Origin of the sequence: Streptomyces sp. NPDC126510 (genome assembly GCF_040302345.1) — a bacterium.
GTDB lineage: Bacteria > Actinomycetota > Actinomycetes > Streptomycetales > Streptomycetaceae > Streptomyces.
In genome coordinates this window covers 1-18,468 of sequence record NZ_JBEORR010000029.1, presented here as the reverse complement: position 1 = coordinate 18,468, position 18,468 = coordinate 1, and the positions used below count along the sequence as shown (strand labels likewise).

At 70.0% G+C, this 18,468-nt stretch carries 17 protein-coding genes and 1 pseudogene; 14 read left to right on the top strand and 4 right to left on the bottom strand.

All coding sequences use genetic code 11. The features are described 5' to 3' along the window. Positions 1-5: 5 nt before the first annotated feature. On the bottom strand, positions 6-1,028 hold the full coding sequence (locus ABTX60_RS32490) for an NADP-dependent oxidoreductase (RefSeq protein ID WP_352100589.1): 1,023 nt from the start codon (positions 1,026-1,028) through the stop codon (positions 6-8). 96 nt (positions 1,029-1,124) lie between these two features. Between ABTX60_RS32490 and ABTX60_RS32485 the strand changes: the two genes are divergently transcribed. Continuing rightward, a complete protein-coding gene (locus ABTX60_RS32485; protein ID WP_352100588.1) occupies positions 1,125-1,574 on the top strand; it encodes a MarR family winged helix-turn-helix transcriptional regulator in 450 nt (149 codons plus the stop codon). 293 nt (positions 1,575-1,867) lie between these two features. On the opposite strand, the gene ABTX60_RS32480 is transcribed toward ABTX60_RS32485, so the two are convergent. Beyond that, positions 1,868-2,770: an SCO2400 family protein gene (locus ABTX60_RS32480; RefSeq protein WP_352100587.1), complete on the bottom strand. Its 903-nt coding sequence runs from the start codon at positions 2,768-2,770 to the stop codon at positions 1,868-1,870. 268 nt (positions 2,771-3,038) lie between these two features. Between ABTX60_RS32480 and ABTX60_RS32475 the strand changes: the two genes are divergently transcribed. The 8 genes from ABTX60_RS32475 to ABTX60_RS32440 all read left to right on the top strand — a co-directional run bounded on the left by ABTX60_RS32475 (position 3,039) and on the right by ABTX60_RS32440 (position 13,661). Next, on the top strand, positions 3,039-4,202 hold the full coding sequence (locus ABTX60_RS32475) for a mandelate racemase/muconate lactonizing enzyme family protein (RefSeq protein ID WP_352100586.1): 1,164 nt from the start codon (positions 3,039-3,041) through the stop codon (positions 4,200-4,202). Beyond that, positions 4,199-5,203 carry a zinc-dependent alcohol dehydrogenase gene (locus ABTX60_RS32470; protein WP_352100585.1) on the top strand — a complete coding sequence of 335 codons (1,005 nt, stop codon included), beginning with the start codon at positions 4,199-4,201 and terminating at the stop codon, positions 5,201-5,203. Before ABTX60_RS32475 ends, ABTX60_RS32470 begins: the two co-directional genes overlap by 4 nt. A 160-nt stretch (positions 5,204-5,363) precedes the next feature. Then, positions 5,364-6,332, top strand: a complete 969-nt coding sequence (locus ABTX60_RS32465) for a hypothetical protein (protein ID WP_352100584.1) — start codon at positions 5,364-5,366, stop codon at positions 6,330-6,332. 138 nt (positions 6,333-6,470) lie between these two features. Continuing rightward, entirely contained in the window at positions 6,471-7,583 is a 1,113-nt protein-coding gene (gene chvE / locus ABTX60_RS32460) for a multiple monosaccharide ABC transporter substrate-binding protein (protein WP_352100583.1), read from the top strand. A 46-nt stretch (positions 7,584-7,629) separates the two neighbouring features. Further along, positions 7,630-9,180, top strand: coding sequence for a multiple monosaccharide ABC transporter ATP-binding protein (gene mmsA, locus ABTX60_RS32455; protein ID WP_352100582.1), 1,551 nt, complete (start codon positions 7,630-7,632; stop codon positions 9,178-9,180). Beyond that, positions 9,177-10,421 carry a multiple monosaccharide ABC transporter permease gene (mmsB, locus tag ABTX60_RS32450; RefSeq protein ID WP_352100581.1) on the top strand — a complete coding sequence of 415 codons (1,245 nt, stop codon included), beginning with the start codon at positions 9,177-9,179 and terminating at the stop codon, positions 10,419-10,421. Before mmsA ends, mmsB begins: the two co-directional genes overlap by 4 nt. Positions 10,422-10,478: 57 nt before the next feature. Then, a complete protein-coding gene (locus ABTX60_RS32445) occupies positions 10,479-11,627 on the top strand; it encodes an aldose epimerase family protein (protein WP_352100580.1) in 1,149 nt (382 codons plus the stop codon). Between the two features lie 171 nt (positions 11,628-11,798). Beyond that, positions 11,799-13,661, top strand: a complete 1,863-nt coding sequence (locus ABTX60_RS32440) for a pyridoxal phosphate-dependent aminotransferase (RefSeq protein ID WP_352100579.1) — start codon at positions 11,799-11,801, stop codon at positions 13,659-13,661. 84 nt (positions 13,662-13,745) lie between these two features. Here ABTX60_RS32440 and ABTX60_RS32435 read toward each other — a convergent pair whose 3' ends face one another. Beyond that, entirely contained in the window at positions 13,746-14,204 is a 459-nt protein-coding gene (locus ABTX60_RS32435; RefSeq protein ID WP_352100578.1) for a TIGR03618 family F420-dependent PPOX class oxidoreductase, read from the bottom strand. A gap of 266 nt (positions 14,205-14,470) precedes the next feature. On the opposite strand from ABTX60_RS32435, the pseudogene ABTX60_RS32430 reads away from it, so the two are divergent. From ABTX60_RS32430 to ABTX60_RS32420, 3 genes and pseudogenes are all read left to right on the top strand, one after another. Then, positions 14,471-14,605 (top strand): annotated as a pseudogene (locus ABTX60_RS32430) (transcriptional regulator); the annotation flags it as partial. Positions 14,606-14,679: 74 nt separating this feature from the next. Then, positions 14,680-14,862, top strand: a complete 183-nt coding sequence (locus tag ABTX60_RS32425; protein ID WP_352100577.1) for a DUF397 domain-containing protein — start codon at positions 14,680-14,682, stop codon at positions 14,860-14,862. Positions 14,863-15,692: 830 nt separating this feature from the next. After that, positions 15,693-16,472: an intradiol ring-cleavage dioxygenase gene (locus ABTX60_RS32420; protein WP_352100576.1), complete on the top strand. Its 780-nt coding sequence runs from the start codon at positions 15,693-15,695 to the stop codon at positions 16,470-16,472. 86 nt (positions 16,473-16,558) lie between these two features. Here ABTX60_RS32420 and ABTX60_RS32415 read toward each other — a convergent pair whose 3' ends face one another. Beyond that, entirely contained in the window at positions 16,559-17,107 is a 549-nt protein-coding gene (locus ABTX60_RS32415) for a YciI family protein (protein WP_352100575.1), read from the bottom strand. A gap of 60 nt (positions 17,108-17,167) precedes the next feature. Here ABTX60_RS32415 and ABTX60_RS32410 point away from each other — a divergent pair, with 60 nt between their 5' ends. After that, positions 17,168-17,944: an alpha/beta fold hydrolase gene (locus ABTX60_RS32410; RefSeq protein ID WP_352100676.1), complete on the top strand. Its 777-nt coding sequence runs from the start codon at positions 17,168-17,170 to the stop codon at positions 17,942-17,944. Positions 17,945-17,976: 32 nt separating this feature from the next. Continuing rightward, positions 17,977-18,363 carry a hypothetical protein gene (locus tag ABTX60_RS32405; protein ID WP_352100574.1) on the top strand — a complete coding sequence of 129 codons (387 nt, stop codon included), beginning with the start codon at positions 17,977-17,979 and terminating at the stop codon, positions 18,361-18,363. Positions 18,364-18,468: the final 105 nt, after the last annotated feature.

Genomic DNA, 18,468 nt, shown 5'->3' with positions numbered 1-18,468 from the left:
AGGCGTCAGAGCTTGACGATCATCTTCCCGGTGTTGTCGCCGCGCAGAACGCCCAGGAACGCCTCCAGGTTGTTCTCGATGCCCTCGACGACCGTCTCGCGGTACTTCAGCTCGCCGGAGGCGACCCAGGGCGCGACCTCCTGCACGAACTGCGGCTGCAGGTCGTAGTGGTCGCCGACCAGGAAGCCCTCGATCCGGCCGCGGGTGGCGATCAGGCGGGCGAGGTTCTTCGGGCCCGGGGCGGGCTCGGTGGTGTTGTAGACCGAGATCATGCCGCAGACGGCGATCCGGCCGCCCTGGTTGAGGGAGCCGATGGCCGCCTCGAGGTGGTCACCACCGACGTTGTCGAAGTAGACGTCGATCCCGTCGGGGGCGGCGGCGCGCAGCTGCTCGGCGACGGGCCCTTCCTTGTAGTTGAAGGCGGCGTCGAAGCCGTACTCCTCCGTGAGGAGCTTGACCTTCTCGTCCGAACCGGCGGAGCCGATGACCCGGGAGGCGCCCTTCAGTTTGGCGATCTGGCCGACCTGGCCGCCCACGGCGCCGGCGGCACCGGACACGAAGACGGTGTCGCCCTCCTTGAAGGCGGCGGTGCGCAGCAGGCCCGCGTAGGCGGTGAGGCCGGTCATGCCCAGTACACCGAGGTACGTCGACAGCGGCGCGGCGTCCGCGTCCACCTTCACGGCGTTCTTCGCGCCGACGACCGCGTACTCGCGCCACCCGAGGAAGTGCAGCACGTGGTCCCCGACGGACAGCCCCTCGGCGTTCGACGCCACGACCTCGCCGACGGCACCGCCCTGCATGACCTTGCCCAGCTCGAAGGGGGCGACGTAGGACTTGGCGTCGCTCATCCGGCCACGCATGTACGGGTCCACGGAGAGGTACTTGTTCCGGACGAGGACCTGACCCTCACCGGGCTGCGGTACGTCCACCTCGACGAAGGCGAAGTCCTCGGGCTTCGGCCAGCCGACGGGACGGCTCGCCAGGTGCCACTCGCGGCTGACGGCGGGGAGGGCGGGGGTGTCGGTCATGATGCGCCTTACCTCACTGACTCGATGTTTCAGTACCTGAAACAACCATGCTCCTGAAAATTTCAGGTTGTCAAATAACCGGGTACCCTCGAAGGCATGGCTTCCACCACACCGACGCCCGAAATGGCGGGCACCCGTCCGGATCAGCTGACTCTCGACGTCGTCGAGCTGATCGGGGAGGTCGTGGCGCGGTTCCACGAGGACTACGAGTCCGCGGCGGCGGAGCACGCCCTCACCGGCGCGCAGGCGCGGCTGCTCAGCCTGCTGTGTCTCGAGCCGCTGCCGATGCGGAGGCTGGCCCAGCAGCTGAAGTGCGAGCCGTCGAACGTCACGGGGATCGTGGACCGGCTGGAGGCGCGGGGCCTGGTCGAGCGGCAGCCGAACCCCTCCGACCGCCGGGTGAAGGTGGCGGCGGCGACGGCGGAGGGGCGGCAGGTGGCCCGGAACCTGCGGGAGTCGCTGCGGTTCGCCCGGGAGCCCCTGGCCGGGCTCTCCGAGGAGGAGCGGGTGGCGTTGCGGGACGCGCTGCGGCGCATGCTGGACTGAGGCAGGGGCCGCCGCCGTCAGGAGATCCGGTGGCTCAGGACCGCGTGCGGCGGCTTGTTCGGGGCGCGGCGGGTACGTGAGCGATGCCGTCGAGGGACTACGCCGCGCAGGACCGGGTGGGGCGGCCTGCTCGCGACGCGGTCGGACGCGACCGGCGCACGGGCCGTTCGGATCCCGGCAAGGAGCGGAACCGCTCCCGTCGCGGGCTGTCCGCCCGCGTGGCCGGACCGCGGCCGCGCACTCGTGGCCGGCGCCTCAATCGGTGCCGCCTCGCGCAATCGGCCGAGCGGACGCTACGTGCACCACCAGAGGAACCGTTTGCACGGCTCGGAAGCGGACGGCTCCGGCTGCGGGGGCTGGGTGGTCGGATCCGCGGTCGGACCGGGACCCGGGCCCGAGGTGGGCGGGGCTGCCGTGGGGGCGGGCGCCGGGCCGCTGGGAGCACCTCCCGCCGCCGACTCGGGATCCTTCGAGGGTTCGCCGCCCTTGGGGGACTCCGAGTTCTCGCCCTTCGGGGATGCGGAAGCGGACGGTGAGTCAGACGCCGTCGGCGAAGCGGAGTCTGACGGGCCGTCGGTCCCGGCCCTCTTGCCACCCGAACCGCTTCCCGGCGCCCCCGCCTCGGGCGAGGCGTCCCCGTCCGCCGACTCGCCCCCGGCCGCGGCCGGTCTCGGATTCGAACCGGGGGCGTCCAGGCCGAGTTCCGCGAGGCTCAGGCCGCCGGCCGCCAGTACGAACCCGGCGGCCACGAACAGGGTGCGGCGGCGCCGGCGGCGGTGCGCCGCGGCCTTGCGGTCCCGTCTGCTCGACCCGCCCGGACCGTCGGGGGCCGGACCGCGCCCACGTCCGCCCCGCCGGGCCGCGCGCCCCGCGCGCTCGCCGTCGTCATCGCCGTACGGGTCGTGGTGTCCGTCGCCGTATGCGTCGTCACGTCCGTCGCCGTACGGGCCGTCGTGCCCGTCGTCGTACGCGTCGCCACGTCCCTCGCCGTATGCGTCGTGGTGCCCGTCGTCGGGGGCGTGCGACTCGTGCTGTCCGGACGGTCCCTCCGGCCCGTCGCCGGTGTGCCCCGGGGCGGTGGCGTCGTACCCGCCGTACACCGGGTCGCTCCGACGCAGCGGGTCGGCCGAGGTGCCGCACCCCGGGCAGGCGAGGGCGCCGTTGAGGTGCCGTCGGCACGGGTCGCAGTAGTCCATGACGCGGGAAGATTAAGTTCCGCGCCGGTCACGTTCCTAGATCCAACTGTGAAGGTTGTGTAGGGACACGGTCGCTCCGTGGTTTCGAAACTGTCGAAACCGTTATGTGCGCCACCCATTGACACCCCCACCGCCCGATCCTTACTGTCACGCCAGCATTTCGAACGTGTGCCGAAATCTCGAACAAGACGAGGCGCCGGAACGCGAACGGGACGCTGCAGGAACAAACTGACAGAACGAGCCGACGAAGCTGCGAGGGACAACCGCCGTGCGCATCACCGGAATCAGCACACACGTGGTCGGGACGCCGTGGCGCAACCTGACCTACGTCCAGGTGCACACCGACGAGGGGATCACCGGAGTCGGCGAGACCCGGATGCTGGGACACACCGACGCCCTCCTCGGTTACCTGCGGGAGGCCGAGACCAACCACATCCTCGGTTCCGACCCCTTCGCCGTCGAGGACCTCGTCAAGCGCATGAAGTACGGCGACTACGGCCGTGCGGGCGAGATCGTCATGTCCGGCATCGCCGTGATCGAGATGGCCTGCTGGGACATCAAGGGCAAGGCCCTCGGCGTCCCCGTCTGGCAGCTGCTGGGCGGCAAGGTCACCGACAAGGTCAAGGCGTACGCCAACGGCTGGTACACCACCGAGCGCACCCCGGAGGCGTACCACAAGGCCGCCCGGGGCGTGATGGAGCGCGGTTACCGGGCGCTGAAGATCGACCCCTTCGGCACCGGCCACTTCGAGCTGGACCACAAGGAGACCCTGTACGCGGTCTCGCTGATCGAGGCCGTCCGCGACGCCATCGGCCCCGAGGCCGAGCTGATGCTGGAGATGCACGGCCGCTTCTCTCCCGCCACGGCCGTGCGCCTTGCCAAGGAACTGGCGCCGTTCAAGCCGGCGTGGCTGGAGGAGCCGGTCCCGCCGGAGAACCTCAAGGCGCTGGAGAAGGTCGCCGCCAAGGTCGACATGCCGGTCGCCACCGGTGAGCGCATCCACGACCGGATCGAGTTCCGCGAGCTGTTCGAGAGCCAGGCCGTCGACATCATCCAGCCGGACGTCGGCCACATCGGCGGCATCTGGGAGACCCGCAAGCTCGCGGCGACCGCCGAGACTCACTACATGCTGGTCGCTCCGCACAACGTGGGCGGCCCGGTGCTGACCGCCGCGTCTCTGCAGGTCGGCTTCACCTCCCCGAACTTCAAGATCCTCGAGCACTTCAACGACTTCGCCGACGCGGAGATCAAGAAGGTGGTCAAGGGCGCCCCGCAGGTGAACCCGGAGGACGGCTGCTTCCACCTCTCCGACGCCCCGGGCCTCGGTGTGGAGCTGGACGTCGACGCCGCCGCCGAGTTCCCGCAGCAGCAGGCCCGCTTCGACCTCTGGGCGGAGGGCTGGGAACAGCGCAAGCCGAAGGGCTCGAAGTGAGCACCGCGGTCGTCGTCGACGCCCCGGGCGAGCACCGGCTCGTCCCGCACGAGCCGCGGCGGCCCGAGGCCGGCGAAGCCCTGGTGCGGGTGCACGCCGCCGGGATCTGCGGCAGCGACCGCGAGGTCTACCAGGGCAATCGCCCCGAGGGCTATGTGCGCTATCCGCTGACCCCGGGCCATGAGTGGTCCGGGACGGTGGAGGCCGTGGGCGCCGGTGTCCCGGCGTCGCTCGTGGGCCGCAAGGTCGTCGGCGAGGGCTTTCGAAACTGTCAGGTTTGCGACCGCTGCCACGCGGGCGACACGACCCTGTGCACGGCCGGGTACGAGGAGACCGGGTTCACCCAGCCGGGCGCGATGGCGGCCACGCTGACCCTCCCGGCCCGTCTCCTGCACGCCCTCCCGGACGACTGCGACCTCACGGCCGCGGCCCTCCTGGAGCCCGCCGCCTGCATCGCGGCCGCCGCGCTGAAGGGCAACGCCCAGCCCGGCGAGCGCGTCGCCGTGGTCGGCACCGGCACCCTCGGCATGTTCGCCGTGCAGTTCCTGAAGGCCAACTCGCCGTCCGAGCTGCTGGTCGTCGGCACCCGCCGGGACCGTGAGGCGCTGTCGCGCCAGTACGGCGCGACGGACTTCCGGACGAAGGACCAGGAACTCCCGGACGACATCGACGTGGTGATCGAGACGGCCGGGTCCGCGGACGCCGCCCGGATCTCCGCCGGTCTGCTCCGGCGCGGCGGGCGGCTGGTCCTGACCGGCATCCCCGCGTCGGGCGCCGAGGGCCTCGACCCGACCGACCTCGTCGTGAAGCAGCTGGAGGTGCACACCGTCTTCGGCGCGCCGCCGGACGCCTGGGCGCACACGGTGCGGGTGTTCGCCGCCGGTCTGCTCGATCCGCTGCCGCTGGTGACGCACGAGCTGCCGCTCACCGAGTTCTCGCAGGCCATCGAGCTGGTCGGGGCCGGCGATCCGAAGGTGGGCAAGGTCCTGCTCCGCCCCTAGACGTACGCCGGTACGGGAGCAACCTGACGGCTCCCGTACCGGCGTACACCAGCTCTACCCCTTGTCCGGCTGCGCCCTCCGCGCGGCCGTGCCCGTGCTCAGCCCTGCCCCACTCAGAGCCGTGAACCTCGTCCGAAATATCGAACCGAAGGACAGTCCTGTGACCGACGCTTCCGCCACGGCAGCCCGCAGGCCCGGTGAGCCGGCCCTCACCGCGCTGGGTCTGAGCGCGCCCGCCCCCGACCCGGCCGACACTTCCGCACACTCCTTCCCCGGCGGCGGCCGCTGGCGCACCGAGATCCCCTCCTGCGAGGGCCCCGAGGCGCTCGCGGTGGTCCTGAAGGAGGCCTCGCGGCTGGACGTGCCGATCCACCGGATCAGCCAGGGCAGCGGCGTCTGGATGCTGTCCGACGCCGAGATCACCGAGATGGTCGAGTCGACCGGTGAGCGCGACATCGAGCTCTGCCTGTTCACCGGCCCGCGCGGCACCTGGGACATCGGCGGGTCCACGCGCACCGACTCACGGGGGGCCGGGCTGCGCGCCCGCGGCCACGACGCTGTCGCCGGTTGCGTCGAAGACGCCGTCAGGGCAACCGAGTTGGGCGTCAAGTGCCTGCTCGTCGCCGACGAGGGCGTGCTCTGGACGCTGCACCGGGCCCGGGCCGCGGGGATCATCCCGGCCGACACGACACTCAAGGTCTCCGCGCTCATCGGCCCGGTCAACCCGGCCGCCTACGCGGTGTACGAGCGCCTCGGCGCCGACTCGGTCAACGTGCCCAGCGACCTGACGCTCGATCACCTCACCGAGATCCGCCGGGTGTCGGGCGCGCCGATGGACATGTACATCGAGGCTCCCGACGACCTCGGTGGCTACATCCGCATGTACGAGGTGGCCGAACTCATCAGACGCGGGGCCCCGTTGTACCTGAAGTTCGGCCTGTCCAAGACCCCCGGGATCTACCCGTACGGGCAGCACATGCGGGAGCTGACCCTGGCCACGGCCAAGGAGCGGGTGCGCCGCGGACGGCTCGCCCTGGACCTCCTGGCCCGCCACGGAGCGGACGGCGACATGGCGCCGCTGGGGTCCCGCCTGCCGGGCGATCTGCAACGTTTCGAAACCTCGTCATAACGTTCCGGCTACTCGGCTTACAAAAGAAGACACAGCCGACCACAATCCACCACATCTCTTCTCGGTCTTTCCGGCACGACCACCCGGATCGACTTCGCGCCTGAGACCGAGCCCTGCCACAGATCAAGGATGATGATCATGCGTAACCGCAGAGCCGCTCTCACCGCCATAGCCGGAGCCGCCTCCCTCGCCCTGACCCTGTCCGCCTGCGGCCAGAGCGGCGAGGGCGGCAGCAAGGAAAGCGGGGGCGACACCAAGGGCGCCACCATCGGCATCGCGATGCCGACCAAGTCCTCCGAGCGCTGGATCGCCGATGGCAAGAACGTCGTCGCCGACCTCGAGTCCAAGGGCTACAAGACCAAGCTGGTCTACGGCGAGGACGACCCCGACCAGCAGGTCTCGCAGGTCGAAAACCTGATCACGCAGGGCGTCAAGGCGCTGATCATCGCCGCGATCGACAACAAGTCGATGAACAACGTGCTCCAGCAGGCCAAGGACGCGAACATCCCGGTCATCTCCTACGACCGCCTGATCCTCGGCACGCAGAACGTCGACTACTACGCCTCCTTCGACAACGAGAAGGTCGGCGAGCTCCAGGGCACCTACATCGTCGAGAAGCTCGGCCTGAAGGACGGCTCCAAGAAGGGCCCCTTCAACATCGAGCTGTTCGCCGGCTCCAACGACGACAACAACACCCGCTACTTCTTCCAGGGCGCGATGAACGTCCTGCAGCCGTACATCGACAAGAAGCAGCTCGTCGTCCGCTCCGGCCAGACCAAGCTCAACCAGGTCACCACACTGCGCTGGGACGGCGGCACCGCCCAGAAGCGCATGGACGACATCCTGACGTCTGCCTACAAGAGCCAGCGGGTCGACGCCGTCCTCTCCCCCTACGACGGCATCTCCATCGGCATCCTCTCGGCGCTGAAGTCCGACGATTACGGCTCCAAGAGCAAGCCGCTGCCGGTCGTCACGGGCCAGGACGCCGAGGTCGCCTCGGTGAAGTCGATCATCGCAGGCCAGCAGTCGATGACCGTCTACAAGGACACCCGTCAGCTCGCCAAGGTGTCCTCGAACATGGTCGACGCGCTGCTCAACAAGAAGAAGCCCGAGGTCAACGACACCAAGACCTACGACAACGGTTCGAAGGTCGTCCCCGCCTACCTGCTGGAGCCGGTCGCGGTGGACAAGTCGAACTACCAGAAGGAGGTCGTCGACTCCGGCTACATCAAGGAGAGCGACCTCAAGTAGTCCCCGCCACCGACCGACGCTCCACCACTGATTGGAAGGCACGACCATGGCGGGACCCGTCCTGGAAATGCGCTCGATCGTCAAGACCTTTCCCGGCGTCAAGGCGCTGTCGGACGTCACACTGACCGTCCGCCAGGGCGAGGTCCACGCCATCTGCGGGGAGAACGGCGCCGGCAAGTCGACCTTGATGAAGGTCCTCTCCGGCGTCCACCCGCACGGCACGTACGAGGGCGACATCCTCTTCGAGGGAGAGGTCTGCCAGTTCAAGGACATCCGGGCCAGCGAGGAACGCGGCATCGTGATCATCCACCAGGAGCTGGCCCTGGTGCCCTACCTCTCCCTCGCGGAGAACATCTTCCTCGGCAACGAGCACGCCACCCGGGGGATCATCAGCTGGACCGAGACCCTGCGGCACGCGAGCGAGCTGCTGCGCCGGGTCGGTCTGGCCGACCACCCGGACACCCGCGTCGCCGACATCGGCGTGGGCAAGCAGCAGCTCGTGGAGATCGCGAAGGCCCTGTCGAAGAAGGTGAAGCTGCTCATCCTGGATGAGCCGACCGCCGCCCTGAACGACGAGGACAGCGGCAAACTCCTGGATCTGATCCTGGAGTTGAAGAAGCAGGGCATCACCTCGATCATCATCTCCCACAAGCTCAACGAGATCCGCAAGGTCGCCGACTCGGTGACGATCCTGCGCGACGGGAAGACGATCGAGACCCTCGATGTGAAGGCCGAGGAGACCTCCGAGGACCGGATCATCAGCGGCATGGTGGGCCGCGACCTGGAGCACCGCTTCCCGGAGCGGTCGCCGCACGAGCCCGAGGAGGGCGCGGCCCCGGCCCTGGAGATCCGCGGCTGGACCGTGCACCACCCCATCGACCAGCAGCGCAAGGTCGTCGACGACGTGTCCCTCCAGGTGCGTCGGGGCGAGATCGTCGGCATCGCGGGTCTGATGGGCGCCGGCCGTACCGAACTCGCGATGAGCGTCTTCGGGCGGACCTACGGCCGGTACGCGGACGGCACGGTCCTCAAGGACGGCGAGGAGATCCGTACGAAGACCGTCCCCGAGGCGGTCAAGCACGGCATCGCGTACGTCACCGAGGACCGCAAGCACTACGGCCTCAACCTCATCGACACCATCAACCGGAACATCTCGCTGAGCGCCCTGGGCAAGGTCGCGAGGCGCGGTGTGGTCGACGAGCACGAGGAGCGGCAGGTCGCCGAGGGCTTCCGCAAGTCCATGAACATCAAGGCGCCGACGGTGTTCGAGCCGGTCGGCAAGCTGTCCGGCGGCAACCAGCAGAAGGTCGTCCTCAGCAAGTGGATCTTCTCGGGTCCGGACGTGCTGATCCTGGACGAGCCGACCCGCGGTATCGACGTCGGCGCCAAGTACGAGATCTACACGGTCATCGACCAGCTGGCCGCCCAGGGCAAGGCGGTCGTCTTCATCTCCTCCGAGCTGCCCGAGCTGCTCGGTATGTGCGACCGCATCTACACGATGGCCGCGGGGCGGCTGACGGGTGAGTTCTCGCGGGCCGAGGCCTCCCAGGAATCGCTGATGCGTCAGATGACGAAGGACAAAGAGGTAACCCGATGAGCACGGACGTGACCGCCAAGAGCCCGGCCCCCGCGCCGCCGGGCAAGAGCGGCGGGGCCGGGGGCGACGGCCTGCTGCAGCTGGTGATGGACGGCATGCGCCGCAACATGCGGCAGTACGGCATGCTGATCGCCCTGGGCCTGATCGTGGTCCTGTTCGCCGTGTGGACCGACGGTGACCTGCTGCTGCCGCGCAACGTCTCCAACCTGGTGCTGCAGAACAGCTACATCCTGATCCTCGCGATCGGCATGATGCTGGTCATCATCGCCGGCCACATCGACCTGTCGGTCGGATCGCTGACGGCGTTCGTCGGGTCCATGGCCGCGGTGTTCATGGTCAAACAGGATCTGCCCTGGCCCCTCGCCGTGGTGCTGTGCCTGGCCGTGGGCGCGGTCGCGGGCGCCGTACAGGGGTTCTTCATCGCGTACGGCGGCATACCGTCGTTCATCGTGACCCTGGCGGGCATGCTGATCTTCCGCGGTCTGACGGAGATCTTCCTGGAGGGCCAGACCCTCGGCCCGTTCCCCGACGGGCTGCAGAAGGTCGCCAACGGGTTCCTGCCCGAGGTCGGTCCGAAGACCAACTACCACAACCTCACGCTGCTGCTGGGCTTCGCGATGATCGCCTTCGTGATCTTCCAGGAGGTCCGGGACCGCAAGCGGCAGCAGGAGTTCAACCTGGACGTCCCGCCCGCCAAGCTGTTCCTGCTGAAGCTGGTCGCGATCGGCGCCGCGGTGCTGACCCTCACCATGCTGCTGGCCAGCTACAAGGGCGCCCCGATCGTGCTGCTCATCCTGGGCGTGCTGCTCGTCGGCTTCGGCTACGTGATGCGCAACGCGATCATCGGCCGCCACATCTACGCGATCGGCGGCAACCTCCCGGCGGCCAAGCTGTCGGGCGTGAAGGACAAGAAGGTCACCTTCCTTGTCTTCCTGAACATGGGCATGCTCGCGGCCCTGGCGGGTCTGGTCTTCGCCGCCCGCTTCAACGCGGCCTCTCCCAAGGCCGGCCTCAACTTCGAGCTGGAGGCGATCGCGGCCTCGTTCATCGGCGGGGCGTCGATGAGCGGCGGTGTCGGCACCGTCCTCGGCGCGATCATCGGTGGCCTGGTCCTGGGCGTGCTGAACAACGGTATGAACCTCGTCGGCATCGGCACCGACTGGCAGCAGGTCATCAAGGGCCTCGTGCTGCTGGCGGCGGTCGGGTTCGACGTGTGGAACAAGCGCAAGGTCGGTTCGTAAGTCAGCTCTGGGCCCCGCCGGAAGGCGGGGCCCTTTCCTTATTCGGGAGCCGCACGCATGGAACTGAACAGACGCACGGTCATCGCGGGAGCAGCGGCGGCGGGCATCGCCGCCACCACGCTCGGCGGTACGGCACACGCCACGGGAGGCAGGAAGCCGGTGAAGACGCTCTTCGGCAAGCTCGCCGACGGCACGAAGGTCTACAGCTGGTCACTGGAGAACGGCGGCACGCGCCTGAAGGTCCTCTCCTGGGGCGGTGTCGTCCAGTCCCTGGAGATCCCCGACCGCCGCGGCCGCTACGCCAACGTCTCCGCGGGCTTCGACAACCTCGCGGACTACGTCGCGAAGACCCCGTACTTCGGCGCCCTGATCGGCCGTTACGGCAACCGCATCGGCAAGGGCAAGTTCACCCTCGACGGCAAGAACTACCAGCTGTCCGTGAACGACGGTGAGCAGAGCCTGCACGGCGGCACCCAGGGCTTCGACAAGCGGGTGTGGGACGTCGAGCCGTTCGTGAAGGGCTCCGACGTCGGCCTGCACCTGTACTACACGAGTGTCGACGGCGAGATGGGCTACCCGGGCACGCTGAAGACGAAGGTGACGTACACGCTCACCCGGCACGGTGACTGGCGCATCGATTACGAGGCCACCACGGACAAGGCCACCGTCGTCAACCTCACCAGCCACGTCTACTGGAACCTGGCCGGCGAGGGCAGCGGCACGATCGAGGACCACGAGCTGCAGATAGCCGCCTCCCGCTACACGCCCACCGACGCGGGCCTGATCCCGACGGGCGAGCTGGCCAAGGTCGCGGGCACGCCGTTCGACTTCAGCCGGACCAAGCCGATCGGCCGGGACATCCGCACCTCGCACCCGCAGCTGGTGACCGCCAAGGGCTTCGACCACAACTGGGTGCTCGACAAGGGCATCACCGCACGGCCCGAGCACGTGGCGACCCTGCGCGACCCGGCCTCCGGCCGCACCCTGAAGATCGCCACGAACGAGCCGGGCCTGCAGTTCTACTCGGGCAACTTCCTCGACGGCACGCTGACCGGCCCGTCCGGCCGCACCTACCGGCAGGGCGACGCGCTGTGCCTGGAGACGCAGCACTTCCCGGACTCGCCGAACAAGCCGAAGTTCCCGTCGACGGTGCTGCGGCCCGGACAGACGTACCGGACGACCACGATCCACACGTTCGGCTGCTGAGGCCACTGACAGGTCTTCACGGATTAAACACATTTCCCGACCGTTTTACCGACGGTTGAACGGTGTCACCGTGATCTCCGTATGAAAGGGCGGCCCGCGCTCCCCCGCGCGGGCCGCCCTTAAACGTCGGGTCCGTCCGTCCCCAACGGACCCGCCCCATACGGAGGTTCCATGGCCGACAACGTCACGTCGCTGTTCCGCAGTACCGCGGCTCACAGCCCGTCGATGGCGGCTCTGACACGGGAGGGCGGCGAGGGAGCCGGCCCCGTGGACTTCTGTATCCCCTGCAACCCCTACTTCCCGACCCCGGCCATGTTCGAGGACATGGCGGGCCGGCTGCGCGACATCATCACGTACTACCCGAGCAGCGCCGACACCATCACGGCCGAGCTGTGCAGCCTGCTCCAGCTGCCGCCGCAGTGCGTGGCCATGGGCAACGGCTCGACCGAGCTCATCACCTGGATCGACCACCTGCTGGTCCGCGAGTCCCTCGCCGTGCCCGTCCCCACCTTCGGCCGCTGGACCGACCAGCCCATGGAGACCGGCAAGCGGGTCGACATGTTCCCGCTCCAGGAGTCCAGCGGCTTCGCCCTCGACCTCGCGCAGTACGCCGAGTTCATCCGGGCCCGCGGCACCCGCGTCGCCGTCATCTGCAACCCGAACAACCCCGACGGGGGCTTCCTGCACAAGCACGCCATCGTGCAGTTCATGGACGCCATGGCCGACCTCGACCTGGTCGTCATCGACGAGTCGTTCCTGGAGTTCGCGGACGCCGAGGCCGAGCCGTCGGTCGTCCAGGAGGCGATGCTGCGGCCCAACGTGGTCGTGCTGCGCAGTCTCGGCAAGAACTTCGGCCTGCACGGCATCCGCTTCGGCTACCTCGTCGCCAACCCGGCGCTCGCGGGCCGGATCCGCTCGATGCTGCCGAAGTGGAACCTCAACTCCTTCGCCGAGCACGTCGTCTTCATGCTCAAGGAGCACGGCGCCGAGTACGCGCAGAGCCTCCAGCAGGTGCGCCGCGACCGCCTCGACATGGCCGGCCAGCTGTCCTCCCTGCCCGGGCTGACGGTCTACCCGTCGCAGGGCAACTTCCTCTTCGTGCGCCTCCCCGTGGGCGCCGAGGGCACGGTGGTCCGGGACCGGATGCTCACCGAGCACCGCATCCTGGTCCGCGAGTGCGGCAACAAGATCGGTTCGTCCAGCCGCTTCCTGCGTCTCGTGGTGCGCCCCCAGGTGGACGTGCGTCGCCTGGTGTCCGGCCTGGAACAGGTGCTCTACGGGACGTCCAGGAGGGGAGCCGCCGTACCCGAGCTGGGCAATGGGACCAGCTACAGCTCGGGTACGGCGGCCGTGGACCGGCTGGTGAGCGAGACGAACGGGTCGGGCATGCGGGGGCTCGCGGCCCAGGCGATGGGAGCGGCCCCGGCAGCGGTGCCGACCCCCATGCCCGCCGCCGCGGCGACGGCCGGGGGGCCGGGGCTCGTCGCGACTCCGGCTGCCGCGAGCACGGGAACGGGCGGCGGCCAGGGCTTCTCCCCCGCACAGGCGCCCGCCCCTGCCGCCGCGAGCACGGGTGCCGTCGGCGGGCCGGGACTGGTGCCCGCCCCGGCCCCCACTCCGGCCACCGGCATCGGCATGCCGCTCCCCGCCGCCGCGTCCGCCGTACCGGCGGGTGCGGGCGGCGGGATGCCGATGCCGGCTGCGGCGCAGATACCCCAGCCGCAGATACCGCAGCCGCAGATACCCCAGCCGATGGCGCAGCCCGCTCCCCAGCCGATGGCCGCCCCGGCACCGCCCCTGGCCCCCGTGGCCCAAGCCCCGGCGCCGGTCCCTGCTCCGGCGCCGGCCCCCGTCCCCGCGTCGTCGCCCATGGCCGCACCGTTCACCGGCCCCACACCGCCCGGCGTCCCGGCCCGCGGCGGCCTGACGGCCGCGCAGGTACGGGGCACGAACGGATTGACACCGGCCCCGGCCACGGGCTGGCCCGCGGCCCAGAACTGGCCCAATGCGGCGGGGATGGGGCAGGCGGGGTAACACCTCTGTCGCGCCGTCCGAGCACCCGTGCCGGGGCACTCGGACGGCGACGGCGCCCGTTCATGCGCTCAGCGCGCCGCAGCCCTATCCCTCGATGTCGAGCGCGGTCCCGTACAGCCGGTCCACCTTCAGCCTGACGACGAGGCGCCGTTCGTCGACCAGTTGCTTGAGGAAGGCGTCCTCGACCTCCGGTGCGGCGCCCGCCGGGATCATCGCGAGCAGTTCCCGGCCGACCGAGTCGCCAGGGACCGCCGTGACCTCGGAGACCTCGGCCTCACCCTCGGCGACGGCGAACGACCAGACGTCCGTGCCCTGCACATGCAGTGCCGCACGCGGTTCGCGCCGCAGGTGCTTGACCTTGACGCGGTCGGCCGTCGTCGAGAACCGCACCGTGCGGGACTCGGCGTCCCAGCTGTACAGCATGGTGGTCAGGTGGGGGTGGCCACTGCGCTTGACGGTGGCGAGCGTGCCGAACTGCTGCGCACCGAGCAGGTCGGAGAGGGCTGCGTCGGACAGAAGGCGGGGTGCGGGTTTCTTGGTCATGCCATCGCCAACCCCATTGCACAGAAGGCTATTTCAGGGTGCCGGGAAAAGTCTGACCTCGGCCCGCACGGTCTTGCCGGGCGACGGCTTCCACTCCAGGACCTCCCACCGGTCGGCGAGCCAGGTGCTGCCATACGGCCAATTTCCCGCGCCCCGACCCCCATTGCGCGAGGTCGCAGCCGCGTACGCCGGCGCAGCGTACGCGGTCACTGGCTGGACAGTACTGGTGACGTGCCGTAACCATGGCGCCCGGGAGGTGATCGACGGTGGTCGATGGCACGGTGGGGGCGGGAACGGGTGGCGAGCCGGAGTCCTCGGACAGCTTGCGCACGTTCGGGGCGGTGGTCCAGGGCTTGCGCGAGCACGCGGGGCTGAGCCGGGAGGAGTTCGGCGAGCTGGTGCTGCTCCCTCCCCTGGACGACGATCAGATCGAGGCGCAGTGGGCTGCCAGGGCGGAGCGGCAACGCCTGCAGCCATGAGCACGTCGGACATGATCTGGCGCAAGTCCAGCTACAGCAGTGGCGGCGACGGCGACTGCGTCGAGATAGCCACCTCCCCGGAAGCCGTCCACATCCGCGACTCCAAGAACGAGCAGGGCCCCCGGCTCACCCTCTCCCCCACCACCTGGGCGGCCTTCCTCACCCACGCCGCCAGGTAGCAACCGTCGGGGCCGCCCGCTTCTTCGCAGTGTCGTGCTTCCACGGCCTGCATCAAGGGCGCTTCGCGTCGCCTTCGGCGATGGCCCTTCGGGCCACCCTTGACCCAGGCCGCTCCAGCACGGGAGAGAAGCGAGCGAGCGGCCCGGAAAGGCGGGTGGCCAGGCCTGCCTGCGGTCAACGGCCCGTTGCATCGCCGATCGGCATCGGGCGAACGCACTCGCGCCTCGCCCGCACGCCGGGCGGGCTCAGCGGCGAACGGTGGTGTGGGGGCGGGGGTGCCGGGCACTTTTGGAGCGTTCGGGTCACACCACCCGGCACTGACCGGCCAACCTGTCGGCGTTCTTGGCCCATCCGCTCCAAACACCACAGGGCCCACCCCTTCTGACTGGGCATGAGGGCCAGTGTGCGGTCGACAGCCGTCAGCCGCCGAACCCACCCGGCGTGCCCACCCCCTGCCGATGCGCCACTCCTGACGGCCCGCAGGCCGCTGAGCCGACCCGGCGTGCCGCCACTCCGCTGGCGCGTCCCACAACGCCGGACAGCCACGCCACCCACCAGCGGGCCTGACGCCCCTGGCCACCCGTTTCTCCCCGGCCGCTCGCTCGCTTCTCCCCCGTGCTGGAGCGGCCTGGGTCAAGGGTGGCCCGCAGGGCCATCGCCGAAGGCGACGCGAAGCGCCCTTGATGCAGGCCGCGGAAGCACGACACTGCGAAGAAGCGAGTGGCCCACCGGGACCCGTAAAGTACCTGTCTCGTCAGATACTTGACGCCGCAGCACTTTGCCGAACTCACAGCCCGCCGACAGATTCCGCCTCTACTCTGCCGTGTCCATGACAGAAACTCCGAAGAAGCACCCCGACACCCCCATCGGCCGCCGCACCGTTCTGCTCGCCACCGGCGCCACCGCCGCCACGCTGGCCGTCGGCGCCGCGGTCACCCCGGCCGACCCGGGCACCCAGGAGACCGGGCCCACCGCCCCCGTCGCCGCCGCAGCCGTCTGCACCTTGACGAAGGAGCTGACCGAAGGCCCGTACTACCTCGACGGCCAGTACGTCCGCTCCGACATCCGGGAGGACAAGACGGGCATCCCCCTGAAGCTGACGCTGACGGTCGTCGACGACGACACCTGCGCCCCGCTCAAGAACGCCCTGGTGGAGATCTGGCACTGCGACGCCCTCGGCGAGTACTCCGGCTTCGTGGGCGACAACGGCCACGACGAACCCGACAACGGCACGTTCCTGCGCGGCGGCGTCCTCACCGACGCGCGCGGAGTCGCGGCGATCACCACGGTCTACCCCGGCTGGTACCGGGGCCGCTGCGTGCACATCCACATCAAGGTCCACACCAACGTGACCCTGACCCCTGACGGCTCCTTCACCGGCGGCCGGGAACTCCACACCGGCCAGCTCTTCTTCGCCGAGACGATCACGGCCAGGGTCGCGGCACTCTCCACGTACAAGGTCAACACGGTCCCGCGCACCACCCTGGCCCGGGACTCGATCTACGACGACGGAGGCGCGGCCTCGGGCCTCCTCACCCTCACCCCGCTCGGCAGCACGACGTCCGCCGGCTACGCGGGCACGCTGACCCTGGGCGTGGAACAGGGCTGACGCCGGGCGCACCCGGCACGTACCGCGGGGGCCGTTCGCGCACCGAGCGGTCCCCTTCCCTCCCCAGCCCCGCCCCGCTCCGCGCCTCACCGGCGTCCGCCGAACTCCCAGTCGTGCACCTCGATGTCGTCGTACTTCTCCCGGGTCAGCACGGAACGCGCCGCCTCCGCGTCCGGCGCCCGCACCAGCGCCGCCGTGCCCAGCCACATGGCACCGTCGTCGGACAACAGCGGCCCGTACGCGATCAGTTCGTGGTGGCCGGGCGGTACGTCGAGGTCGGCGGCCGGGCCCGAGCCGAGCCCCAGGACGAGGTGGCGGTCATCGCCCGTACGGCCGCCGGGGAAGTCCCACATGGTGCGGCCCAGCAGGTTGCGCCATCGCCGTAGCAGCACGTCCCGGTACACACCGGCCTGGTAGTTGGGCTCGTCGAAGGCGAACGCGCGGGCGGCCGCGGGGTCCGGCAGGTCGACGATGTGAACGCTGCCGCTCGGCGACTCCCCGTCGGGGGCGAAGGTCGGCCCGCGGGCGATCAACTTCGCCTCGTACCGGTCCATGTAGGCCCAGTGCGCCTCCCCCAGCTCCTCGCGCAGCGGCAGGGAGCCGGGCCGGTCGCGGTGGTAGCAGAAGAACTCCATGCCGCAGACTACTCTTGGCTGTCCACCGACACCGACGTCATGACCCGGGGGACACCGACCGTGCGCAGCGCCGCCGTAACGCCCGAGGGCGATCGAATCCGCTGGGTCGAACTGCCGGGGCGGGAGCCCGCGCGCGTCTATGTGCACGGGTTGGGCGCCACCTCGCCCGCCTACTTCACGGAAGTCGCGGTCGATCCGCGCCTGGCCGGTCGCCGTTCGCTGCTGGTCGACCTGCTGGGCCACGGCATCAGCGACCGCCCGGCGCACTTCGACTACGCCCTGGAGTCCCATGCCGACGCGCTCGCCGGCGCCCTGACGGCAGCGGGCGTCTCGGCCGCCGAAGTGATCGCCCACAGTATGGGCGGCTCGGTGGCGATCGTCCTGGCGGCCCGGCATCCCCGGCTGGTCTCCCGCCTGGTGCTCGTCGACGCCAACCTCGATCCCATCCCGCGCGCACCCGGCTCCTCGGGCAGCAGCGGCATCGCCGCGTACTCCGAGGAGGAGTTCGTGACGGGCGGCGGCTGGGAGGAGGTCCGCGACCGGGTCGGCCCGCACTGGTGGTCCACGATGCGCCTGGCCGGCCGCGAGGCCCTGCACCGCAGCGCCTTCCACCTCACCCGCGGTACGACCCCCACGATGCGCGAGCTGCTGCTGGAGCTGAAGATCCCCCGCGCCTTCCTGCTTCCCGAGTCCGACGGCCCGCTTCCCGGGACCGAAGCCCTCACCGAGGCCGGAGTGTCCGTCGTCGCGATCCCCGACTGCGGCCACAACATCATGCTGGACAACCGGGAGGCCTTCGTGAAGGCCACGGCGGCGGCGCTCGCGCCCGGGGACTGACCGGCTTTCACCGACGGACGAGGATTCCCGCCATGAGGTACGCACGGTTCGTCAAAGGCGCCATCAGCGCCACCGCGGCCGCCGCCGTCTGTCACGCCCTCATGACCGCCGGCTACGCATGGGCCCGCGGCAAAGCGGCGACCGGCGAGGCGACGATCTTCGCCGGCGCTTTCGAGTCGTTGGTGACCACGGCCTCTTCCTGGGGTCTCATGCCCCTCCTGCTGGGGGCCGGGATGCGCCTCATGCGGGAGACCGGCAACATCACGCTGATGGTCGGCGGCGGGCTGATCTGGGCGGTGCTCTCCCTGTCCTTCATGGACGAGATCGACCGCCCGGGCGGGTTCATGCCGCTGCACGCCCTCGCCGCCTACGTACTGGCCGGGGCGGGACTGGCCGGGGCCGGTGCGGAACGCCGCTGAGGGGTGGGCCCCCCGCCCGCGGGCCCCCCCCCCCCCCCACGAAGCCAAAACAGGGGGCCCACCTGAGACACCCCCTGGTACACCCGGGCGAATTCCCCGACCCGG